Consider the following 21,744-nt stretch of genomic DNA (forward strand, 5'->3'; position numbering starts at 1 on the left):
GCCGCCGCGAGCGTCGGGCCGCCGCGTGTCAGTCGGACGAGCCCGTGCTGCGCGGCCGCTCGATGCCGTACGCCTCCATCCAGCGATACAGCGTCGCGCGCGACACGCCGAGTTCGCGCGCGGAAGCGGCGACGCGCCCGCGCGTGCGCAGCAACGCGGTTTCGATCGCTTCGCGCTCGATCGACTTGCGGATGTCGGCCACCGACGGCGACGCCGCGTCGAGACAATATTCGAGCTCGAGATCCTGCGCGGTGATCAGACGCCCCTCCGTCATCACGACCGCCCGGCGCACGCGGTTGATCAATTCGCGGACGTTGCCCGGCCAATCGTGCTTGTAGAGCGCGGTGATCGCATCCGTCGAGAACCCGCGCACGCGATGGCGCGCATCGCCGCGAAAGCGCTCGAGCATGTGATGCGCGAGTAGTTCGATGTCCTTGCCGCGCGCGCGCAGCGGCGGCTGATCGATGCGCATCACGCACAGACGGTGGAACAGGTCGGCGCGAAAGCGCCCTTCCTCCATCGCATCGCGCAGATCGACGTGCGTCGCCGACACGATCCGGACGTCGACCGGCACCGGATCGCTGCCGCCAAGACGATGAATCGCACGTTCCTGCAGAAACCGCAGCAGGCTCGCCTGGCTTTCGTGCGGCAGGTCGCCGATTTCGTCGAGCAGCAGCGTGCCGCCGTTCGCGGCCTCGACGTAGCCGATCTTGCGCGCGTTCGCGCCGGTAAACGCGCCGCGCTCGTAGCCGAACAGTTCCGATTGCAGCAGGTGCGGCGGAATCGCGCCGCAGTTGACCGCGACGAACGGACCGTTGCGCCGCTCCGAATGACGATGGATCGCGACGGCCGTGAGTTCCTTGCCGGTTCCCGTTTCGCCGAACACGAACACCGGTGCGTCGGTGCGCGCGAAACGCCGCACCGTGTCGAACAGCCGCAGCATCGCGCTGCAGGTGCCGACGATGCCCTTTTCCTCCGATTCGAGTTGTTCGCGATCGCGCGCGAACAGGCATTCCATGCCGTAGGCGTGGCCGACCGTATCGGCGATCCGCTGGTGCGACGCCGGCAGCGTGACGTAGTCGAAGCAGTAGTCGCGCAACAGCGCGCGCACGTTCGGCGAGGCGGTCTGGCCGGCGTCCACGAGCGCTACCCAGACGACATCGCGCATCGACGCGCAGGTCGACGCGATGCTGCCTATCGCATCGGCGTGGCCGCCGCTCAAATCGAGAATGCCGCAGGTAATTTCGCCGGACGTGTCGCGCAGCTCGTTCGCATGCGCGACGACCGACACTTTCCAGTCGCGGCGCGACAATTCCTTTCGCAGCATCACGGACGGCGACTGCGTCCAGTAAATCAGCGGACGCTGCCCGTTACCGCTCCCCACGCCGGCGCTCTTATCGCGCGTTATTGGCATATTCATAACGAACCATCACTTTCCGCACTCCGCGAACCGTTCGCGTGCGCTGCGGTCGGCGGCGCATGGCCGCCTTTCCGCGCTGCGTTTCCGCAGCTTTGGCGAAGATCGAAACTGCACACGGCGAGAACCCCCGGAGATCGAGCCGGCTGTCATCCGGCCTCGTTGTCATCGAACTCGAACGGAATGCGCGACTGCAGGAGCCATGACATTCCGGCTTTGAAGCGACCCGCCGTCAGGCGGGGCACGTCGGCACACGGAAACGCCGACCCGCATGTGCGTCGCGTCGTACACGACGGTCGCACCCGATGCCGAGCCGGAGGGCTGCCAAACCGCGCGCGGCTCGACCGCCCCATTTCATCCGCACCTGAATTTACACCCCGTTGCCAGTTGGCCTTGTTACCAAAAGATAAACGTGAATCAGTCGGTTACGCTACCAGTGGCCCGGCGCTCCGCGCTTTTGACCACTGAGATTTGATTATCTATGACCATTCCCGTCAATCAGTGGCAAATACTACTTTTCCGCAAGATTGATCCGGTCGATTGCCCGCGATTTCCATCGAAATCTCCCAAAAAGCAAAGTACCGTGCTCCGCGGAACGCATAATCGCGCGCGCCCCCGGGTAGCCGCATCGCCTCGCGCCGGCGCGCCGGCCACCCGGCCGTTACACGTCGTAATCACCGGCATCGCGTCGCGCAGGCGCTTTTCGGCGAAATCCCGCCGGCCGGCCGGATGCCGGGCGCCGGACCGCGCGTCGTGCGGTGCAGCATGACGGCCGACTTTGCGCGATCCGCCCACCCGCAGGTTTCGGCCCGAAGCGGCCCGCACCGGCAGATCGCCCCGGCGGCGCAAGCGCCCGAGCGGCAACGCCCGCTTGCGGGCGTGCAGGATGGCGACGGGATGCGGGAGGATCGCCTCGCCCGGCGCGCACGATGCGATCGACGGCGAGCCAGGGCCCGGCACGCCCGCGCACACCCGGTCCGTCGTCAACGATCGCCGTCTCGACCCGTCTCCCGGCGCGCGGTTTGCGTGCGATGTCGGCCGGCCGCGCTTCATTGCAGGCCGTCACGATGAACCAATTATGAAAAGGCACCGGCCCCGACGGTGTGTGCTACCGCACATTGCGACGCTCCCGTGACGCGCGCATCGCCCGGTATCCCGCGCCGCGCCTGCGAATCCGGAGCGTGAGTGCGCTTTCGAACAGACCGCTGCACCATGCATCGGGATGATGAAGATCGCCGCGCCGCACGGATCGACCGCATCCGCGCGGCGCGGCGTGCCGAAGGCATCACGCGAGGACAGCATCATGGAATGGCATTGTTGTGAATTCGAACATCTGAGCGCCGTCGATCTCTATGCAATCCTGCGCGCGCGCAACGCCGTGCTGGTGGTCGAGGACGCGCACACGCACCTCGACATCGACGGCAAGGACGCGGGCGCGTTGCACGTCTATGCGAGCGTGCGCGACGGCGACGCGATGGAAGTCGCGGCCTACGCACGCATCCTGCCCGGCGACGACATCGATCCGGACGTCGTGATCGACAAGGTGCTGACGAGCGAAAGCTGCCGCGACGACGACACGCTCGAACGCCTGATCGGGCGCGCTCTCACCGCCGCGCAGGCCGCATGGCCGGAGGCAGCGGTGCGCACGCACGTCCCCGCGGCGCGCCAGGCGTTCTACAAACGGTTCGGATTCCGCAAGGCCTACGGGCCGTATCTCGAACAGGGCGCACCGTTCGTCGGCCTGATACGGTCGGCCGACCGTGCGGCCGGCGCGCTGCGTCACCTGCTGTCGCGAGCCGTTTCGGTCTCGCGCCACGACGACGCACGCGCCGACGGCCGCGCGCGCACCCTGCTCCCCGCCGATACCGGAGCGAACCGATGACCCGCACCCTTCGTCCGGTTCCCGAACCCGATCTGCCGAGCATCCTGCCGGTGATTCTCGCCGGCGGCTCCGGCACGCGGCTGTGGCCGCTGTCGCGCGAGCAGTATCCGAAACAACTGATCGAGCTGGTATCGAACGAGTCGCCGCTGTCGGCGACGGCGCGCCGCCTGAACGGTATCGCGAATGCGTCGCTCGGCGACACGCTGCTGCTCGTATGCGGCGAACAGCATCGCTTCATGAGCGCCGAGCAGGTGCACGGCCGCTCGGCGCCCGCCCGCATCCTGCTGGAACCGGCCGCGCGCAACACCGCGCCCGCACTGACGCTTGCCGCGCTCGACGCGAGTGCGCTCGCGGACGATCCCGTGCTCGCCGTGATGCCGGCCGATCACGTGATCGTCGATGTCGGCGCGTTTCAGGACGCGATCGCACGTGCGGCGCGCTATGCGCAGGAAGGCGCGATCGTCACGCTCGGCGTGCTGCCGCGCCGCGCGGAGACGGGCTACGGCTACATCCAGGTCGGCGAGCCGCGCTCGGGCCGCCACGGCAGCCAGGGTGGTTACGCGATCGGGCGTTTCGTCGAAAAACCCGACGCGACGCTCGCCGAACGCTATCTGCAATCGGGCGATTACTGGTGGAACAGCGGGATCTTCGTCACGCGCGCATCGGTCTGGCTGAAGGCGATCGGCGCGCTCGCGCCCGACATTCACACAGCCTGCGAGAGCGCGTGGCGCGCGGGCGTCGCCGACGATCCGTTCTTCAGGATCGATGCGGCGGCCTTCGACGCGTGTCCGTCGGATTCGATCGACTATGCGGTGATGGAGCGCCTCGCGGAACACGGCGAGCTCGGCATCGAAGGCATCGTGGTGCCGCTCGCGGCCGGCTGGTCGGACGTCGGCACGTGGGACGCGATCTGGGAAATCATGCCGAAGGACGATCACGGCAACGTCGCGCGCGGCCCAATCGTGTTCGAGGATACGCAGGACAGCCTCGTGCGCTCGGAAGGCCGCCTCGTCGCGTGCGTCGGGATGAAGGACGTCGTCGTGATCGAGACGGCCGATGCGGTGCTGGTGGCGAACAAGCACGACGTGCAACGCGTGAAGAACATCGTCGCCCGCCTGAAGACCGACCGGCGCCCGCAGGCGAGCGAGCACCGCAAGGTGCAGCGGCCGTGGGGCCATTACGATTCGATCGATCTCGGCGAGCGTTTCCAGGTGAAGCGGATCGTCGTCGAACCCGGCAGGCGGCTGTCGCTGCAGATGCACTATCACCGCGCCGAGCACTGGATCGTCGTGCGCGGCACCGCGAAGGTGACGCGCGGCGCCGAGACGTTCCTGCTGTGCGAGAACGAATCGACGTACATCGCCGTCGGCGAGGTCCATCGACTCGAGAATCCCGGCCGGATTCCGCTCGAAATCATCGAGGTGCAATCGGGCGACTATCTCGGCGAGGACGACATCGTCCGCTTCGACGATCAGTATGGCCGGGAGACTTGCGTACCGCCGGAACCGGCTACGCGGAAAGCGGCCGTGCTGGCCGCGCCGTCGACGGGCGACGCGTGCTGACCGCACGGGCATGACGCCCGCGCGTCAACGCACGACGATCGCCGTCGACACGACGTTCTGGATGAACGGCTTGCCGACAGCCTTGATGAAGTAGGTGCCCGCCCGGGCGCCCGGCAGCGAAATGCTCGTCGTATCGGCCGGATAGCGGCCGGCCAGCGCGAACGCGCCGCCGCCGAGCTGCTCGTACAGCTCGAGATGATCGACGGTCTCCGGATGGGTGATCCTGACGGTCAAGCTCGAACCCACGGGCTGCGCGTCGATGGCCGTGCAACTGGCGATGCCGGTTTCGAGCGCGCTGCCCTCCTCGTAGTCGTTCCAGGTGATCAGCTGAACGAACGGCAATTGCCGCCGCACGTTGTAGCGCTCGTTGATGGTCTTGAACGTGTCCAGCCAGGTCCGGCCGCACGACGGCGCAAGAAAGCGCGGTGCCGCGGCGCCCCATGATGCCTTCGTATCGTCGAAGCCGCTCCATACGCCGCCGACCGTGATCGTCCCAGGCGGCTGATTCCGTGCGATGTCGTAGAAGCGCTCGCGATACAGCAGGTCGCGCCGTATGCCGGCCGCTTGCGGTGCGGCTCGCGGCGACGGTTGCGCCCACACGTACGCGCCCTTGCTGTACGGAAGATCGAAGCCCTGCGCCAACGTGTGAATCCAGTAGATGTCGGGGTACGCGGCGTGAATCCGTGCCCAGTCGGCCTTGCCGACCGCGTCCATCCCGAACTCCGACACGACCGGATGGCCGTCGTAGCGCAGATACTGGCTCGACGTGAAGTATTCGCGGCTGATGTACGCGAGGTTGTGCAGGATCGTCTCGGTCAAGTCGCAGCCGCGGCACGCATTGAACTTGAAGGAACCGCTGTCGATCATGATCGAGAACGTCATACCGGGAAACTTCGCCAGTTCGGGCAGCGATGCCTGCCACGCGGTGTCGACGAAATGGCCCGCGCCGTACCAGTCGACGATCACGCCGTCGATGCCTCTCGAACGCATGTCGGCGAAGGTGCGAAATGCCTGGCGGGGATCGTCGGATCGATAGCCGACGTTCACGCCGCGCGGGTCCGGGCCCCACCATGGAAGATAGTGCGCGAGCACCTGCGTCGTGCTGCCCGGGTACAACAACATGTGCACGTCGATTTTCGATATCGACGCCGTGCCGGCGAGCAGCCCGTTCGACGAGCCCTTGAAATCGGGGCTGCCGGACGTATTGGCCGGCGCGAGCGCCATCACGCGCTCGCCGCCCTGGCAATGACCGTAGACGGCCGACAACGCCAGTGCGCCAAGCGCGACCGCCACGATGCGTCGCAATGCCCGCATAACGTTCCTCTCGTTCGAGTATCTCGGCCGCGGGACGAACGCGCGGCCGGGATGGATCCTGGCCGAACCCGGCCCACGTCGACGCACCCGTTGCGCGCCGCTAACCGCCCTGCTGCCCGCCGAGCCCCATCCACGACGCAAGCTGCGCCGCGTAACGCGACGGCGTGTACGCCGAACAATCGTAGTGCCGATCGGCGATGCGCAGGTGACGCCCCAGTTCATCGAACGCGCTCGTCAGGCCGGCCGGCGAATTCCGGTACAGGATCTTGTTGCCGATCTCGCTACCGAACGTCGACAGGCTGCCGATCTCGTGCGCGAGCACCGGCAGCCCCAGCGTGGCAGCCTCGACCACCACGAGCGGCGCGTTTTCGGCCCAGACCGACGGCAGCACCAGTGCATCGTGCGCGCGCAGTGCATGAAACAGCTCGCCGTGGCCGAGCCGGCCGGCGAAACGCAGCCGGCCGGCCTGAACCAGATCCTGGTGGCGCGTTTCGAGCTGCGCGCGCAGTGTGCCGTCGCCGTACAGCGTCAGACTGCCGATACGGCGGAACGCAATCCGGCGCGCCAGTTCGATGAACTCGTGAATGCCTTTCTCCGCATCGAGCCGCCCCACATAGGCGAGATCGAACTGCTCGCGATCGCACACGCGCGGCGGGAACGGCTCCGCCAGCGTGCTCACCGGATTCGGCAGCAGCGCGGTGCGCGTGATGCCGCGTTGCGCCAGCGCCGTGCGCATGTACGGACTCGGGCACAGGAAGAGGTCGAACACGTTCCGCGGATTGCAATACGCGTACACCGCGTGCCAGTGCAGTTTCTTCACCGTGTCGTGCAGCCGCCCGCGCGGGCTCGCCAGCGCGAACAGGCGCGCCGGATTCGACAGCGCATCGACCGGAACCGGCACCGGCTGCCCGTTGCGATAGGCGAGCAGGTTCGGGTTGTAGAACACCAGATGGTAATCGTGACACGTGAGATACGTGCGGAATCCCTGCTCGCGGCGCCGCCGCGCGAGTACCGGCAGGATCGATTGCGTCAGCAGATTGTGATAGTTGTGCACGAGCACGCGATGCGGACGCACGTCGTCGAGCAACGTCGCCAGTGCGCCTGCCGCGGCGCGGTTCCAGCCGCGCGCGAACGCGCCTTCGCCCGCCGCGAAATTCGTCTCGTCGAACGAGTACACGTCCACGTCCGGGATATTGCGCAGCACCTCGATGGACGTCTGGTAAACCTCCTCCGCGCCGCCCTTGCGCGCGTAGTCGTTGACGACGACGACGCGCGTCGCCTCCGCGCGGGCGCCGATCGACGACCACCCGTTCAATTCGCCATCCCGAACGTGCATCGAACCACCCGGTATCGCGGCATGCCGCCGCCATCGTCATGCACCGCCGTACTCGTCAGCATCGTCTGCGCTCCGTATCGTCCATTCCATTCGTATCGGCAACGCGGGATCGCCGTTCCAAGCCGTTCCAAGCCGTTCCACGCCATTACCCGTCCGCGCGCCAGCCGCTCCGCACCGGATCCGGCGTCGCATCGACCGACCGATTGCCGACCGGCAGATCGCCGCCGCGCCGCCGCGATGCGGTCAGGCGATGCGCGAGCCGCACACAGGGCGCCTCGCAATACCGGTAGCTCAGATACGACAACGCAATCAACGGCACGACCGGAACGATCATGTAGACGCCCAGCGGCCATCCGGTCCATCGATAGTGTTCGCACAGCCAGTAGAACCCGAACAGCGGGATCGCGTGAAACAGGTAAATCGAGTAGCTGACCTCGCCGAGCTTCGCCATCGCGCGTGCGCGGACTTTCAAGACCGTCGCCATCGCCACGAAGATCGCGACGCCGACCACATAAGCCAGCGACGACGGCAGATGATCGACGTTGTGATGACGCCAGTCGTTGGCCGCGCCGACGAGCGCCACGCCGACGATCATCGCGGTCAGCAGCCCCGCCACGCATCGGTACGTCAGCGCAATGCCGGCGTGTTCGCCCCGCCCCCATCCCACCCGCAGCGTGTCGCGCGGCCGGTCGTAGGCCTGACGAAAACATGCGCCCCAGAACATGATCGCGAGGTGGTACGGCATGGCCTTGTACTGGCCCAGCGTGTCGTCCGGAAAGACGTGCAGCGCGACGGTCGTCACGAACACCGCGCACAGCCCGATGCAGGCGAGCGACAGGTCGCGCATCCGGTGCAGCCCGCCCCACCAGAACAGCACGAGGCAAAGCCCGTAGAAATACAGTTCCGTTTCGAGCGTCCAGTAATGCCCCATGACCGGCTCCTGGCCGAACGCGGTCGGGATCATCGTCGCATTGGCGATCAGCAGCGCCGCGCTCACCGGTTTGCCGAACAGCGTCCAGAAGACGACGCAGCCGATCGGAATGGACAACCAGAACGCCGGATACAGCCGCAGGAAACGGCGGATCAGGAAGCGCCGCGTGCCCGCTCCGGCGGGGCCGCGCAAACTGACCGGAATCAGCAAGCCGCTGATGCCGAAAAAGACCACCACGCCGATCCGCCCGAAATTGACGGAGCGCTGCAGCGTGTCGAGCCACTGCTGAGCACCCGCCAGCGCGACGAACCGCTCGGCATAGTGCGTCCAGATGACGAGCAGGACCGCGACGGCGCGCATCGCATCGATATGGTCCAGACGTCCGGAAGGTTCGGCATGCATCGTCATGGTCGCGTAGAGGTCGGCGGTGTCGCCGGGGAACAGACGCGTTACCGTATCACCGCACCGGCGCAGCGACTGTGCGACATGTGACACAGCCCCGCGTCGGTCCGGTCATGCCGGCGACTCCGCGTTGATGATCGTCGCCGCCGTCGCGCGACGCGATTCGAGCCCCTTGACGAATTCGCTGCACAGCCCGACCACCGCGTCGGCGGCATGCGAACCGAACACGCTGTGATCGAGATCGTCGAGCACGACGGCGCGCGCGCCGGCAAATCGCGACAGCCGCTTTCCGCGCGGGCCGAAATACATCGTCACCAGATCGAGGCTGCTGTCGTATGCGCCGCAGACGAACAACGTGCTCACCTCCTTGCGCTGCAGCGCACGCAGGATCTCGTGCGGATCGACCGGGGTCGTGTCCGCGCACGACCAGCCGGCGATCCGGCGTCGCCATGCGCCGATCCGCACGGCCAGCGTCGTCGTCGAGCGCTTCAGCACGAGCCGGACGAACGGCATGATCTTTCGATCGCCGCTCAGCACCTGCTTCCACTTCTTCAGCTCGAAGAACGACGACCGGTAGCCGGCCATCGAATTGGGCCGATGCTCGCGCAGCGCGTCGGTCGAGATGCCGTCGGGCATGTGGAAACGCTGCAGGTTCACCGAGATGACGCCCGACAGTGCGCGTCCCGCCAGCGCCGCGCGCAATGCGCTGTATGCGCCCGAGCAGATGCCGAACGATACGACCTGCCGATACCCCTGCTCCTTCAACCAGTGGGCTGCCGTCGCGACGTCCTCGACGACGGCGCTCGAATAGACCGGCGGGGGCGCATCGAGCGGCGCGCCGCCGCCCTGCGCCGGCGAACTGTCGCCGATGCCGCGTCCGTCGAATCGCAGCGACGCGATGCCGCGGCGCGCGAGCTCGCGGGCGATCCGCACCGACAGCCGGCTGTCGCCGACGTGCGGACTGGCCGACGTGTTCGTGATCAGCACCACCGGCCCCCGGTCGTGCATCTCGTGCGGCGTGCACAGGATGCCGAACAGGCGGCCGGCCGCCCCGAATCGAACCGGCTGCTCGCAGGCTTCCGGCGTGCGCAGCATCAGGTCGGGATCCCAGTCCGTTTTCTGCGCGGTGCGCGCCGCCGGTCGCTGCGGGCCATCGGCGGCCGCGATCCAGTCGACGACGGCGTCGAACACGCGCGTCGGCAAGCGCGAGAACGTCGTTTCCTGCATGAACGCCGCATAGCCTTCGAACGGCCTTTGCTCGACCTTGCCGCCCAGCGCGTCGAGCCGCTTGCGCAGCGCTTCGGTGCCGCCGGCGCTCATGTCGACGATCAGCGTTTCCGATGCCGGCGCACCCGTGCGGTCCTTCAACGCGTCGATCGCGTCGAAGGCATTGAGCCGCGTACGGAACGCCGCACTGTAGATCTGCCCGAGCACGTTGAGCGGCGCGTCTTGCGGCTGGGCCGCGCGCAGCGGCGCCGGCAACTGGTCGAGCCAGATGTTGCGCATGATCGACAGCTCGCGCACGTAGCTGCGCCCGCTCGCCACCGGCGCCAGCAGCACCAGCCGGTCGACGTCGTCCCGGTCCGCCGCGAGCAACGCGAATGCCGCGCCCAGCCGCAGGCCGCACAGCGTCACGCGGGTCACGCCGGTTTCCTCGCGCAATCGCGCGATGGCCGCGCACACGTCGTCGACGGCCGTTTCGAACTGGTCGTTCGCGCCATCGGCCCCGGCGGAATCGCCGGTGCCGCGGTAATCGAAACGCAGCACCGGTATCCCGCGCGCGGACAGGCGATCCGCCAGATTCCGCATGCCATCGCGACTCCAGACGGATTCGTGTCCGTACGCGTTGCACAGGACGACGCCCCGCGTCCCGTTGCCCGGATGCAGCCATCCGAACCGTCCGCCAAATATGATCGGTCTCATTTTCTATTAGGTATCGGTGAAGAATGGATACGGCGCCCTTCGGCCCGACTGCTGAATCGATCGGCCGCAGGACGGCAAATCTCCCGCGCCCGGCCTTCCCCTTTCCGGTATCCATGCTGCACATGCAAGGTCCGGAAGCCAGCCGGCCGCGAGCCGTTCGGATTACGCCATCGGGGCCCTCCTCTTCGTTGCGGCGCCCGTCACGACGGGCTGCCTGCCGGCGGCGCGATCAGCTCGCGCCACCGACGATCGAATACCGGCATGCTGAAATGCTGCTCGCAATACGCGGCGAAGCGCATGGCCGCCGCCACGACGCGATCCAGATCCGCGGCCGGATCGGCGACGAACCGCTCCAGTCGCGCGTCGCTCATCGCAAGCGCATCGTCGTGAAATCCAAGCCCTTCGAACGCGGCTTCGTTGCCGACCGGCACGCAACCGTACGAAACCGCCTCCAGCACCTTCGATTTGATGCCGCCGCGCAGAAAAGCAGGACACAACGCGATCGAGCACACGGTGTAGACCTCCGCCTGCGTCGGCGCGAAGCCGGCGAACTCGACGTTCGGCACGGGCGCGTACCGGCCGGCCATGCGCCCGTAGATCACCAGCGGCGTTGCCGGCCGGATACGCGCCCACAACGCCACGAGGAATTCGATCGCGAGCCGGTTCTGCAACTGCCGGTCCGAACCGATGAAGACGAACCGGAACGGTGCCGCCGGACGCCGCATCGGCACCAGTGCATGCATCGGCGGCGCGATCACGTGCGTCTTCACGGCCTCGTCGTTCGTGAGGGACCGCCGCAGCGACTGCGCGTCCTCCGTCGAAACGAGCGTAACGGCGTGCGACGAGCCGATCGCCGCGCGCTCCTGCCGTCTCAGCGCGAATGCTTCATAGCCGAGGAATGCATTGCGGACCAGCTTCGCGTTGGCGAGCCTGACGAACGGCCCCGGAATCGACTTCTCCAGATACCCGGCCGACAACGGTAAATCCTGCTCGCGCAGGATGTTCGCGCGGCGCGACATGAGATCGTCGAAATCCACGACGATCCGGCAGCCGGGCACGCTGCGCCGCACCAGGATCGCGTAATCGACGAGCCGGATGCCGTCGAAATAAATCACGTCCGGCCTGATCGCCTCGACGGCGCGCAGCAGCGCCGTGCGCTTGCGCGGATGCGAGAACATCGCCACCTGAAGCGCGCACGGCGCGCCGCGCAACACGCTCCATCCGACCCGCACCGCCGCGCCGATCTTCGCGCGCCAGCCGCCGTCCTCGAACACCGAGCGGATCTTGAATTCGGTCACGTCCATGTGGTCGCCGATTGCCTTCCGGATGAAGCTCAGCGTGCGCTCCCGTCCGTTCGATACGTCCTGCGGAATGTCCCGCGTCATCACCATCAGCACCCGGTTTTTCACGAGCGACCTCCCCTGCGATCCGATACCTTCCCGATTCCCTGTCCCGCCAGCCCGCGCCGGCGCGGCGAACGACCGCCTGCACGCCAGCTCATGGCCGCTCCCGGGCAAACGCGAGATTCCCGAGCACCACGCACCAGAACACCACGAGCGATACCGCAATGCCCGTCGAAGGCGCATACATCACCAGCGTGCGCGGCATGACGAACGGCGCGGCGACGATCGCCGCGACGATCAGCACCTGCTTGATCATGATGAGCCGGTAGCGCCGCACGGCCAGGAGCCACGTGCTCAGTCCCGCATCGACGAACGTCGCGATCGCGCAGCCGGTCGCGTAGATCATCACCGGCACGCCCTGCACGAACGCGGGCCCGTAGATCATCAGGAACACCTTGCGGCCGACGACGTAGCTGCCGACCCACGCGACACAGCCGACGAGGCCGAGATAGAGGCCGAGCTTCAACGCCTTGGCGCGCACGAGCGACTCGGTCCGCGCCGAAAAGACCATGCTCGGCGCCAAGGCCAGCGCCAGCGTCGTGCCGACCGAATTCCATTGCTCGACCAGCGACGCGGCGGACGCATAGATGCCGAGATCGGCCTTGGACACCAGCACGCCGAGCAGCAGCCGATCCATGCGCAGCACCAGCACGCTGGCCGCAATGGCCGGCCAGATCCGCAGCCCGCGCACGACCAGCGCTTTCGTGACGGCCGCGCTGCCGCGAAACGATTTCGGCGTCTTCAACGCCAGTTCGCGATAGCGGCTGAACGGCGCCGCGGCCGCCACGCAAGCCTCCAGCGGCCATGCGAACGCGGCGACGATCACGCCGAGCGACGCGTGCGCCGCGACGTACAGCCACAGCACCCGCACACAGCTGGCGTACGCACGCGCCCGCGTGATCACCCACGGCTTCGATTCGGCATAGGCCATCAGCGAACCGAGCGCGATCGGCTCCACGATCAGCGCGAAGGCCGCGATCAACGTGAGCTCGGATACGCTCGACGGCCGCATGACGATCACCACGACGCCCATGAACAGCAGCATGACGGCCAGCGTCAGCGTGAGCCGCAGGCGGAACGCACGGTAGACGACCATGTGCCGCAGGCGCGGGTGCTTGCCGAGGATCGGCTGGATCACCTGTGCGCCGAAAATCAGCGCGACGCTGCCGATCACGTAGGCCAGCGACAACGCGAACTGCAGCTCGCCGAACAGCCGCGCGCCGTAGATGTTCGCAAACAGGTGATTGCTCGCGATCGCCGCGAGCGCACCGATGATCTTTTCGCACACCACACCCGCGAACGACGAAAACAGAAGCCTGACGAACGCGTTCAAGATGTCCCCGTCCGCATCGCATCGGCATGCACGCGCCGCGCGTCGACGCAATGCCACCAGATCAGCGCGATCGCCAGATAGAACAGCGTGCGCGCGCCGAACAAGGTCCAGTAATCGCCCTGCTGCATCGCATAGGTCGCGTAGGCGAAGATCTTCGTGGCCAGCCACAGCATCACGACGCCGCCGCGCATCGCGACCAGGATCAGCATCGCGCTCGCCACGCCGTAGATCGCGCCCGTCAGCGCAATGAACAGCGCGCCGCCCGCATAGCCGAACCAGTAGACCGGCACCGCCATGTTGCCCATCGTGAACGTCACGTCGTCGAACACGTAGGCCTTCAGGATCTCGGGCGTGCCGTACGACAGCATCAGGTCGCGCAGCCCGCTCACCGGCGCATCGCTGAAGAACGTCGGCTCGGTGAACGAGCCCAATGAATCGACGAAGCGCCCGAACGCGGCCATGCCCCCGAACGTCGGCGCGCCGAACAGGTGGGCGTCGCCGTCCACCACGTACCACGCCTGCCCCTGTTCGAGAAACCGCGACACCACCGTCTCCGCGACGTCGAGCCCCTGCCCCCGGTACGCGTAGAACACCGACACGCTGCCGATCACGAGCGCGATGAGCGAGCCGATGCCGAGGTAGCGCATCACCGGCTTGCCGTTCATCGCATGGATCGCGATGAACGGGATCAGGACGGTCAGGCATACGTGCAGCACGGCCATGAACTGTTCGCCGTGCAACGCCTCCAGCACCAGATCGACGACGAGCAGGCACACGGACGTCCAGCGCACGACCCGCGTCGAACTCGTGCAGAAGGTGCCGAGCAGCACTGCGACGAAGGTCTGGTTGTTCAGGAACAGGTTGAACAGCGTGCCGTTCGACGCGTCGTTGCGCAGCGCGTAGCGATTCATGCCGCTCAGCACCGCGAAGCCGCCGGTCAGGCCGGCCAGCACGCCCGTCGCGAGGATCGCGCCGACCAGCCCCAGCCCGAGCGCCACGCTCACCGGCTGAAGCGTCATCCGCGCGCGGATCGGCGGATGGACGGAGCGTGCGTTCAGGATCCGCTCGAACGCGAACGATGCGCACGCGATGAAAACGACATAGAACGACAGCAGCCGGCTGAACGCGCCGTTCGCGACGCCGAAGATGTCCGTTTCCCGCAGGAATCCGCCGGACTCGATCCCCACGCCGGCAACGAACGCGGTCAGTCCGATCACCAGCGTGTACAGGATCGACACGGCGAACACCGGCCGCGCGACGATCAGCGCGATCACGCCCGCGACCGCGACCAGCAACGTGCAGGTCGCGCTCGGTTCCATCGCGCCGAGCGCCGGCAGCATCGCATTGACGCTCAACGCGAGCACGAACAGCGTCGATACGGCCACGCCCGTGAGCGCCGCGGTTCGGCCGTCGGCCGGAATCGTTCGCATCGCCGCCTCTTTCACGCTTGTGCCCGGCCGGCGCGCGGCCGGCCATGCACGGCGCGCGCCAGCGCATCGTGCAGTTGCGCGCTGACCGCGCCGGACGAAAAGCGCCGCGCGTTCGCCCGCCCGGCGCTCACCAGCCCGGCGCGCAGCGACGGGTCGCCGGCGACGCGTTCGATCTGCCGGCCCCATTCGGCGGCATCCATTGCATCGGCGACGGCCACGAACGACTCGCCCATCGTGTAGCGGTACACCGGCAAATCGGACGCGACGACCGGCACGCCGACGAATTGCGCCTCGATTACCGTGCGACCGAAGCCTTCGTGCAACGTCGGCGATACGTACAGATCCGCCGCCTGGAAAAAGTAGCCGAGATCCTCGTCGTCGACGTTCTCGACGAAATGGGCGGCGATGCCCGCCTGCGCGGCAATGCCGCGGCATTCGTCGCGGTTGGCCTGGTTGTGCGCGCTGCCTACCCGCAGCACCATCACGTCCTTGCGTCCGAGCGACGCCAGCGCGCGAAACAGCGTCGCATTGTTCTTGCGCGTTTCGTCCGAGCCGACGTTCAGCACCACCAGCGCGTCGCCGATGTCGATGCCGAAGCGCGCGAGCAGCATCGCGCGCGCCCGTTCGCGCACCGCGGCGTCGATCGGCGCATAGCGGTCGTCGAACGCATTGGGAACGACCTGGATCCGGTCGGCGCGGATGCGCAGCGCCGCCAGCGCTTCCTGCGCGGTCACGTCCGACGGCGCGAGCACCACGTCCGCGGTCGCGATCAGCGACTGCGTCAATCGCATGTACGCATTCTTCAACTGCTCGACGACGCCGCGCACCTGCCCGGGACGCTGCACGTGATGCAGCACGATGCCGACGCGGCCGCCCGCCCGCCGGATCAGCGGAATCATGAAGGCCAGGTCTTCCTGGTACAGCATCACGAAATGTCCGGCGCGCGCCGCCGCGATCGCACGCAGCGGATACAGCACGAACTGCGTCCAGTAGCGCCGGAACGAACGCGGCTCGGCCGGAATGTCGACCGGCTCCACGTCGAATCCCGCCAATGCCGGGATGAAGTCGATACATTTGAGGCTGTATCGCATGACGCCGTTCCAGCTCACCGGCCGCGGGCCGAGAAACCACACGACCCGCACCGCGGGCGACTCGCGCCGCAGCCCGTCGTTGCCCGCCATCGAATCGCTCATGCGTTGCACCTCCTCGCCCGATTGCATCGACGCCTCCCGAGCGATCACGCGCGCGCCGCGGCGAAGCCGGAGCCGATCCGGCGAACGCCGTGCAACGGCGACGGCTCGAACCCGTTGAACACCAGCCCGTCGATGCGCACACCGATCTTGCGCAGGCTCTCGAGTGCGTCCGCGATGCCGACCGAATTCGCCGAACCCTGGCGCGCGACCAGCAACGTCATGTCGGCCACGCGCGACAAGGCCGCGATGTCGGCCACCGGCAGCACGGACGGCGCATCGACGATGACCATGTCGTAGCCGCTGCGCAACGACACGAACAGCTTGTCGAGACGCGCGACGTCGAACGGGTTGCGCGTCGACGCGCGCTGGGTGCCGGCGGACAGCGCATCGAGTTTCCCGGCCACGTGCGTGATCGCCTCGTCGGCCGGCAGCGCGCCCTTGAGTACGTCGGACAAGCCCGGCGTCGCGGCGACCGGCAGATAGCGATGCAGCGCCGGCGCGCGCACGTTGGCATCGACGATCACCGTCTCGAGCCCCTGCTCGGCGAACAGATAGGCGAGGTTGGCGGCAATCATCGACTTGCCCTGCGCGGGCGCGGCGGACGACACCAGCACGACCTTCGCGTCGCCGCCATAGGCCGTCAGCCGGTGTCGCAACGTCAGCGCCAGGCTGTCCATCGCATCGGCCAGCGGCTCGTCGGCCGACTCCTGCGTCGCGATGAAGGCCGGCGTGCGGTTCGCATCCGCATCGGCCAGGCGGCGCGAATTCGGCAGGATGCCGAGCATCGGGATGCCGAGCGCCGCTTCCAGGTCATGCGGATCGCGAATGCGGCCGGCCAGCAGTGCACGGCCCTGCGCCGCGAGAAACCCGAGCATCAGCCCGATCACCGCACCGGCGAGGATCGCGATCAGGCGCTTCGGCCGGATCGGCTTGTCGCTCGCGACCGCCTTGTCGACGATCGACGCGTTGCCGACCGTGCCGGCCTCCGCGATCTGCAACTGCTGCGTATTGTTCAGCAATCCGACATAGAGCTGGTTGTTGACCTCGACGTCGCGCGCGAGACGCAAGTACGTCTGCTGCTGCGACGGCAGGCGCGCGGCCTTGTCCTTCAACATCGCAGCCTGCTTGTCGAGCTCCTTCAGCTTGTTGGCCGCCGCAACGACCTGCGGCTGCCCCGGCACGTATTTCGACAGCAGATCCTGGTACTCGAGCCGGGTTTCGAGCCGCGACTTGTCGACGAGCGCCAGTTGCTCGACCAGCAGCCGGATATCGCCCTGCGCGTCGATCGACCCCTGCTGGTTGCGAAACGTGTTCAGCGCCTGCTCGGCCTGTTGCAGCCGGGCCTTGACGATCGGCATCTGCGCGTTGAGGATCTTGAGGCTGCGCTCCGCATCGTCGGCGCGGCGTCTCGCGTTGAAGTTCAGGTAGGCCGCGGCGATCGCATTGAGCATGCGCGCGGCAAAGACGGGATCCGGATCCTCGAAATTCAGTTGCATGATGCCCGACTGGCGCTTCGTCTCGATCACGCCGAGTTTCTTCAGGATCGCGTCGAGACGCACGTCGGTAGCGACGCGCCGCACGCGGAATTGCGCACCGGGGTGCGCGACGATCCGTGCGACGTCCACGCGATAGCCGTCGCTCGCGCTCGGCTCGCCGACCACGCCGCTCAGCACCACCTGGCCGCCGCGGTCCGTCAGCCGGAAGCGGTTGCCGTCGAGATAGTCGAACGTCAGCGCCTTGCCGATCTGCGCGGCCGGCACCTCGAACGTCCTGAACTCCAGACGCTCGCCGCCCCAGGCCCACGACGACATCCCGAGCGGCGCGTCGACGAGGCCGTTCGCGTCCTTCGGCAGGAACGAACCGATCAGCCCGCCGACGATCGGAAACCGGTTCTCGACCGACACCTCGGCCTGCGCGGCCGTCGCGTTCATCGCTTCCAGAACGACCGAACGCGAACGGACGATGTCGATTTCGCCGACCACCGCCGAATTCTGGATATCGAGCGCCTTGGAGATCGACGACAGCGACCCCAGTGCGCTGGGCTTGTTCTCCTCGATCTGGATCAACATGTCGGCCGAATACACGGGCGTCGCCGCGATCGCATAGACGATCGCCAGCAGCAGGCAGGCCGCGAACACGGCCGCAAACAGGCGACCGTTGTCGAGCACGTTCTCCAGCAAATCGATCGGCGACAACCGCGTCGCATGTCCGGCGGTCTGTTTCGGTTCGTTCTGATGCCCGGTCAATGCAGGTCGGTCCATCTTCATGCTGAACTCCAGAATGGAAGATCCGGCTGGCTTCGCCGCCTTACGCGCGTTGTGATTCACGTTCATGTCTTTGAAAATCCGGCTGGAAGCCCTTCGGTGCCGGCCGGAATGCACTGCGTCGGGAGCCTGGATGCCCCGCGCTTGCCCGATCGGGGCAACGGCCGGCAAGCCGTCGTCGAGTCCTCGTTCGTTTCATCTCGGCATGCAGCCGTCGAGGCTGCGACCCGCTACGCACCCGCCGCGACGACGCCCGTGGGTTGCAGCGCCGCACCGATGTCGGACAGCCGCGCGACGACGTCGGCCGCCTGATCGGCTTGCACCGGGCCGGGCCGGTCGCCCACGAACAGGAAACGGCGCCCGACGCCGGCGCGCGCACCGGCCTCGAGATCGGACGGCTTGTCGCCGACCAGGATCGACGCCGACAGGTCGAGGTCGAGCTCGCGCCGCGCGTCGTGCAGCATCCCGGGTTGCGGCTTCCGGCATGCACATGCCTGCCGGTAGCGGCCCATCCCGGCCACCGGGTGATGCGGGCAAAAATAGACGCGGTCGATTCTTGCGCCACGCTCGTCGAACCTGCGGCGCATCCAGTCCATGAATGCGGCGAACTGCAACTCCGAAAAATATCCGCGGCCGATCCCGGCCTGATTCGTCACGACGATCACCTGGTAACCGTTCGCATTGGCCAGCCGCACGAGATCGAAGATGCCGTCCACGAACACGCAGTCCTGCTGCCGGTGGACGTAGCCGTAGTCGACATTGATCACGCCGTCGCGATCCAGGAACAGGGCTCTACGCTTCACTGGTTCCGGTCTCCAGCATCGGCGGAATCGCGGTCTGCGCGCGCCGGTAGTCCGCCGGCACGCCGATGTCGATGAACGACGTGACCTCGGGGAATACGCGGATGTCGAGCGCGTCTACCCGTTCGGCCAGGAAATCCTGCTCGAACGAAAATTTCTCCGGCAGCGCGAAGCCGAGCAGCTTGCTCGCGTCGACGACATACGTGCCCGCATTGATGTAGCCCCGTGCCGGCCGCTTCTCGCGGAACGCCGACAGCCTGCGCGACGTCGCATCGAATTCGAGCGTGCCGTAGCGCGACGCATCGTCGACGCACGTGGCCGCCACGACGAGATCGGGGCGCGTCGCGTGATGGAAAGCCGACAGCGCGCGCAGATCCAGGTCCGACCACGTATCGCCGTTCATCACGATCATGTCGCGCGCGCCGTGAGCCTTCAGCGCGTGAACGATCGCGCCGCCGGTACCGAGCGGCTCGTCTTCCTCGATCACGGAAATCGCGATGCCGAAGTCGCGCGACGTCACGAACGACTTGATCGGGCCGCTGCCGTAACCGAGCGACAGCACGACCTCCGTCACGCCCTGCTGCTGGAGCCCGCGCAGCATCCAGCCCAGAAACGGCTCGCCGTCGATCGACGCGAGCGCCTTCGGCAGTGCGTCGCCCAACACCGGGCGCAGCCGCGTGCCGAGGCCGCCGGCCAGGATCAGGCAGGGCAGCATCGCGTTCATGCGAAGATCCGCTCTTCGACGATGCCGCAAATGATGTGGCCGCATACGAGATGCCCTTCCTGGATCTTCGGGGTCGACGCGGACGGAATCTCGATGCAGATGTCGGCACGCGTGCGCATCTCGGCGGCGCCGGGTCCGTTGCCCGTGAAGCCGACGCAAACCATGCCGGCCGTCCTGGCCACTTCCAGCGCGCGGAGAATGTTCGGCGAACGCCCCGACGTCGAATACGCCCAGAAGACGTCGCCGGGGCGCCCGGTCGCCTGAATCTGACGCTCGAACAGCTTCTCGTAACCGTAGTCGTTGCCGATCGCGGTCATGACCGAGCTGTCCACGGTCAGCGCGAACGCCGCGAGCCCCGGCCGATCGAAGTTGAAACGACTGACGAATTCGCCGGCGATATGCTGCGCGTCCGCGGCGCTGCCGCCGTTGCCCGCGAGCAGGATCTTGTTGCCTGTCCGCAGCGCTTCCGTCACGCGTTCGGCCACCTGTTCGATCCGCGCCAGTTGCTCACGGTCGGATACGAGCGCCGTCAGCACCGACAGCGTCTGGCGAATTTCGCTCTCCACGCCGATCGTCATTGATTCTTTCTCCACGACTGCGCACCGATGTCGGTGAACGTACAGTTGAGCACCTGGCCGTTGATCCCGTTGTACGCGTCCAGCGCGCGCATCACGGCCGACCGTTCGACCGGATCGACGAAGAACATCATGAAGCCGCCGCCGCCCGCGCCGGACACCTTGCCGGCCTTCGCGCCGGCCCGGACCGCGACCCGGTACAGATCGTCGATCATCGAGTTCGAGATGTTCTTCGCCATCCGCTTCTTCGATTCCCACGCGTCGCGCATCGACGCGGCGAACGCTTCGAAATCGGCGCGCAGCACGGCTTCCTTCATGCGTACCGCTTCGTCCTTGACCTCGTGCAACGCGGCCAGCGAATCGACGACGCCTTCCGTCACGTTGCTGCTCTGTTCCTTGATGATGTTGGCCGACTCGCGCGATACGCCGGTGTAATACAGCACGAGCGACGCCTCCATCTCGGCCTTGATTTCCTGCTTGATTCGCAGCGGATTGACGATCACGCGATCGCCGTAGAACTCCATGAAGTTCAGTCCGCCGAACGTCGCCGCGTATTGATCCTGCTTGCCGCCGGCGAGCCCGAGATCCTCTCGCTCGATGTCGTGCGCGAGGTGCGCGATGTCGTATTCGCCGAGCGGCAGCGACAGCAGTTCGCAGAACGCCCTGACCAGCGCGACGACGATCGTCGACGACGAGCCGAGCCCGGATCCCGGCGGCGCTTCGGAGCACGTCGTGATCGTGACGGCCAACGGATGACCGCCGTGGAAATCGCGCACGATCCGGTTGTAGACGCCGACATGCAGCCCGAGGCCCTTCTGCACGTCGAGCACCGGCGACACCGGGCCGATCCAGCGCGTATCCGTATCCGCCGCCACCAGTTCGACCTTCGCGTCGTCGCGCGGCGCGATCGACGCATACGCGAACTTCTCGATCGTGACATTGAGCGCCAGACCGCCGAACCGGTCCGAATAAGGCGGCACGTCGGTTCCGCCGCCGCCCAGACCCAACCGCAAAGGCGCCCTCGAACGGGCAATGAAGCGTGTCATGAAATCTCTCGCAGACAGTGAGTCGGACGCCGGCACGATGCCGTTCGCGCCTCCGCACATTCGGTCGGAAATGCACGACCATGTTCGTTGGCGCCACTATGCGATAGATGTCCGGCACGCTGCGTGCGATGGCTTACATTAAGCCGCCACCGCTCGATCCAGGGCGTTCAACCTGCGTTACGCTCTGTTCGCGATCGGCACGGCGACGT

16 protein-coding genes are annotated in these 21,744 nt (G+C 66.9%); 2 read left to right on the forward strand and 14 right to left on the reverse strand.

Features of this window, described 5'->3' with window-relative positions; genetic code table 11:
* Nucleotides 1-28: 28 nt before the first annotated feature.
* The gene (locus tag WT53_RS21375) at nt 29-1,420 is read right to left on the reverse strand and encodes a sigma-54 dependent transcriptional regulator (RefSeq protein WP_034204976.1); all 1,392 of its coding nucleotides are present in this window, start codon (nt 1,418-1,420) and stop codon (nt 29-31) included.
* Nucleotides 1,421-2,720: 1,300 nt separating this feature from the next.
* On the opposite strand from WT53_RS21375, the gene WT53_RS21380 reads away from it, so the two are divergent.
* Both WT53_RS21380 and WT53_RS21385 read left to right on the forward strand, forming a co-directional pair.
* On the forward strand, nt 2,721-3,299 hold the full coding sequence (locus WT53_RS21380; RefSeq protein WP_034206202.1) for a drug:proton antiporter: 579 nt from the start codon (nt 2,721-2,723) through the stop codon (nt 3,297-3,299).
* Nucleotides 3,296-4,861 (forward strand): mannose-1-phosphate guanylyltransferase/mannose-6-phosphate isomerase, encoded by a 1,566-nt coding sequence (locus WT53_RS21385; protein WP_060261319.1) that lies wholly within the window; start codon nt 3,296-3,298, stop codon nt 4,859-4,861. The genes WT53_RS21380 and WT53_RS21385 overlap by 4 nt, the downstream gene beginning before the upstream one ends.
* Nucleotides 4,862-4,885: 24 nt before the next feature.
* Here WT53_RS21385 and WT53_RS21390 read toward each other — a convergent pair whose 3' ends face one another.
* From WT53_RS21390 to WT53_RS21450, 13 genes are all read right to left on the reverse strand, one after another.
* Entirely contained in the window at nt 4,886-6,175 is a 1,290-nt protein-coding gene (locus WT53_RS21390) for a hypothetical protein (RefSeq protein ID WP_060261322.1), read from the reverse strand.
* Nucleotides 6,176-6,275: 100 nt separating this feature from the next.
* Nucleotides 6,276-7,490, reverse strand: coding sequence for a glycosyltransferase (locus WT53_RS21395; protein WP_082727514.1), 1,215 nt, complete (start codon nt 7,488-7,490; stop codon nt 6,276-6,278).
* A gap of 166 nt (nt 7,491-7,656) precedes the next feature.
* On the reverse strand, nt 7,657-8,850 hold the full coding sequence (locus tag WT53_RS21400) for an acyltransferase (protein ID WP_060261327.1): 1,194 nt from the start codon (nt 8,848-8,850) through the stop codon (nt 7,657-7,659).
* A gap of 105 nt (nt 8,851-8,955) precedes the next feature.
* Nucleotides 8,956-10,767 carry an alpha/beta fold hydrolase gene (locus WT53_RS21405; RefSeq protein WP_082727515.1) on the reverse strand — a complete coding sequence of 604 codons (1,812 nt, stop codon included), beginning with the start codon at nt 10,765-10,767 and terminating at the stop codon, nt 8,956-8,958.
* A gap of 200 nt (nt 10,768-10,967) precedes the next feature.
* The gene (locus tag WT53_RS21410) at nt 10,968-12,176 is read right to left on the reverse strand and encodes a glycosyltransferase (RefSeq protein WP_179949041.1); all 1,209 of its coding nucleotides are present in this window, start codon (nt 12,174-12,176) and stop codon (nt 10,968-10,970) included.
* A gap of 88 nt (nt 12,177-12,264) precedes the next feature.
* Nucleotides 12,265-13,503 (reverse strand): hypothetical protein, encoded by a 1,239-nt coding sequence (locus tag WT53_RS21415; RefSeq protein WP_060261333.1) that lies wholly within the window; start codon nt 13,501-13,503, stop codon nt 12,265-12,267.
* Nucleotides 13,500-14,933: a DUF6418 domain-containing protein gene (locus WT53_RS21420; RefSeq protein WP_060261337.1), complete on the reverse strand. Its 1,434-nt coding sequence runs from the start codon at nt 14,931-14,933 to the stop codon at nt 13,500-13,502. The genes WT53_RS21415 and WT53_RS21420 overlap by 4 nt, the downstream gene beginning before the upstream one ends.
* Nucleotides 14,934-14,944: 11 nt before the next feature.
* The gene (locus WT53_RS21425; protein WP_179949042.1) at nt 14,945-16,126 is read right to left on the reverse strand and encodes a glycosyltransferase; all 1,182 of its coding nucleotides are present in this window, start codon (nt 16,124-16,126) and stop codon (nt 14,945-14,947) included.
* A gap of 44 nt (nt 16,127-16,170) precedes the next feature.
* Nucleotides 16,171-18,393 (reverse strand): GNVR domain-containing protein, encoded by a 2,223-nt coding sequence (locus WT53_RS21430; RefSeq protein WP_257127854.1) that lies wholly within the window; start codon nt 18,391-18,393, stop codon nt 16,171-16,173.
* A gap of 227 nt (nt 18,394-18,620) precedes the next feature.
* On the reverse strand, nt 18,621-19,193 hold the full coding sequence (gene gmhB, locus WT53_RS21435; RefSeq protein ID WP_034204984.1) for a D-glycero-beta-D-manno-heptose 1,7-bisphosphate 7-phosphatase: 573 nt from the start codon (nt 19,191-19,193) through the stop codon (nt 18,621-18,623).
* Nucleotides 19,183-19,914, reverse strand: coding sequence for a nucleotidyltransferase family protein (locus WT53_RS21440; protein ID WP_236872761.1), 732 nt, complete (start codon nt 19,912-19,914; stop codon nt 19,183-19,185). The genes gmhB and WT53_RS21440 overlap by 11 nt, the downstream gene beginning before the upstream one ends.
* Entirely contained in the window at nt 19,911-20,492 is a 582-nt protein-coding gene (locus tag WT53_RS21445) for a D-sedoheptulose 7-phosphate isomerase (protein WP_059783715.1), read from the reverse strand. Before WT53_RS21445 ends, WT53_RS21440 begins: the two co-directional genes overlap by 4 nt.
* A complete protein-coding gene (locus tag WT53_RS21450) occupies nt 20,489-21,535 on the reverse strand; it encodes a dehydrogenase (RefSeq protein ID WP_034206207.1) in 1,047 nt (348 codons plus the stop codon). Before WT53_RS21450 ends, WT53_RS21445 begins: the two co-directional genes overlap by 4 nt.
* Between the last annotated feature and the right edge of the window lie 209 nt (nt 21,536-21,744).

Source organism: Burkholderia sp. MSMB2157WGS (assembly GCF_001532755.1).
Classification (GTDB): Bacteria; Pseudomonadota; Gammaproteobacteria; order Burkholderiales; family Burkholderiaceae; genus Burkholderia.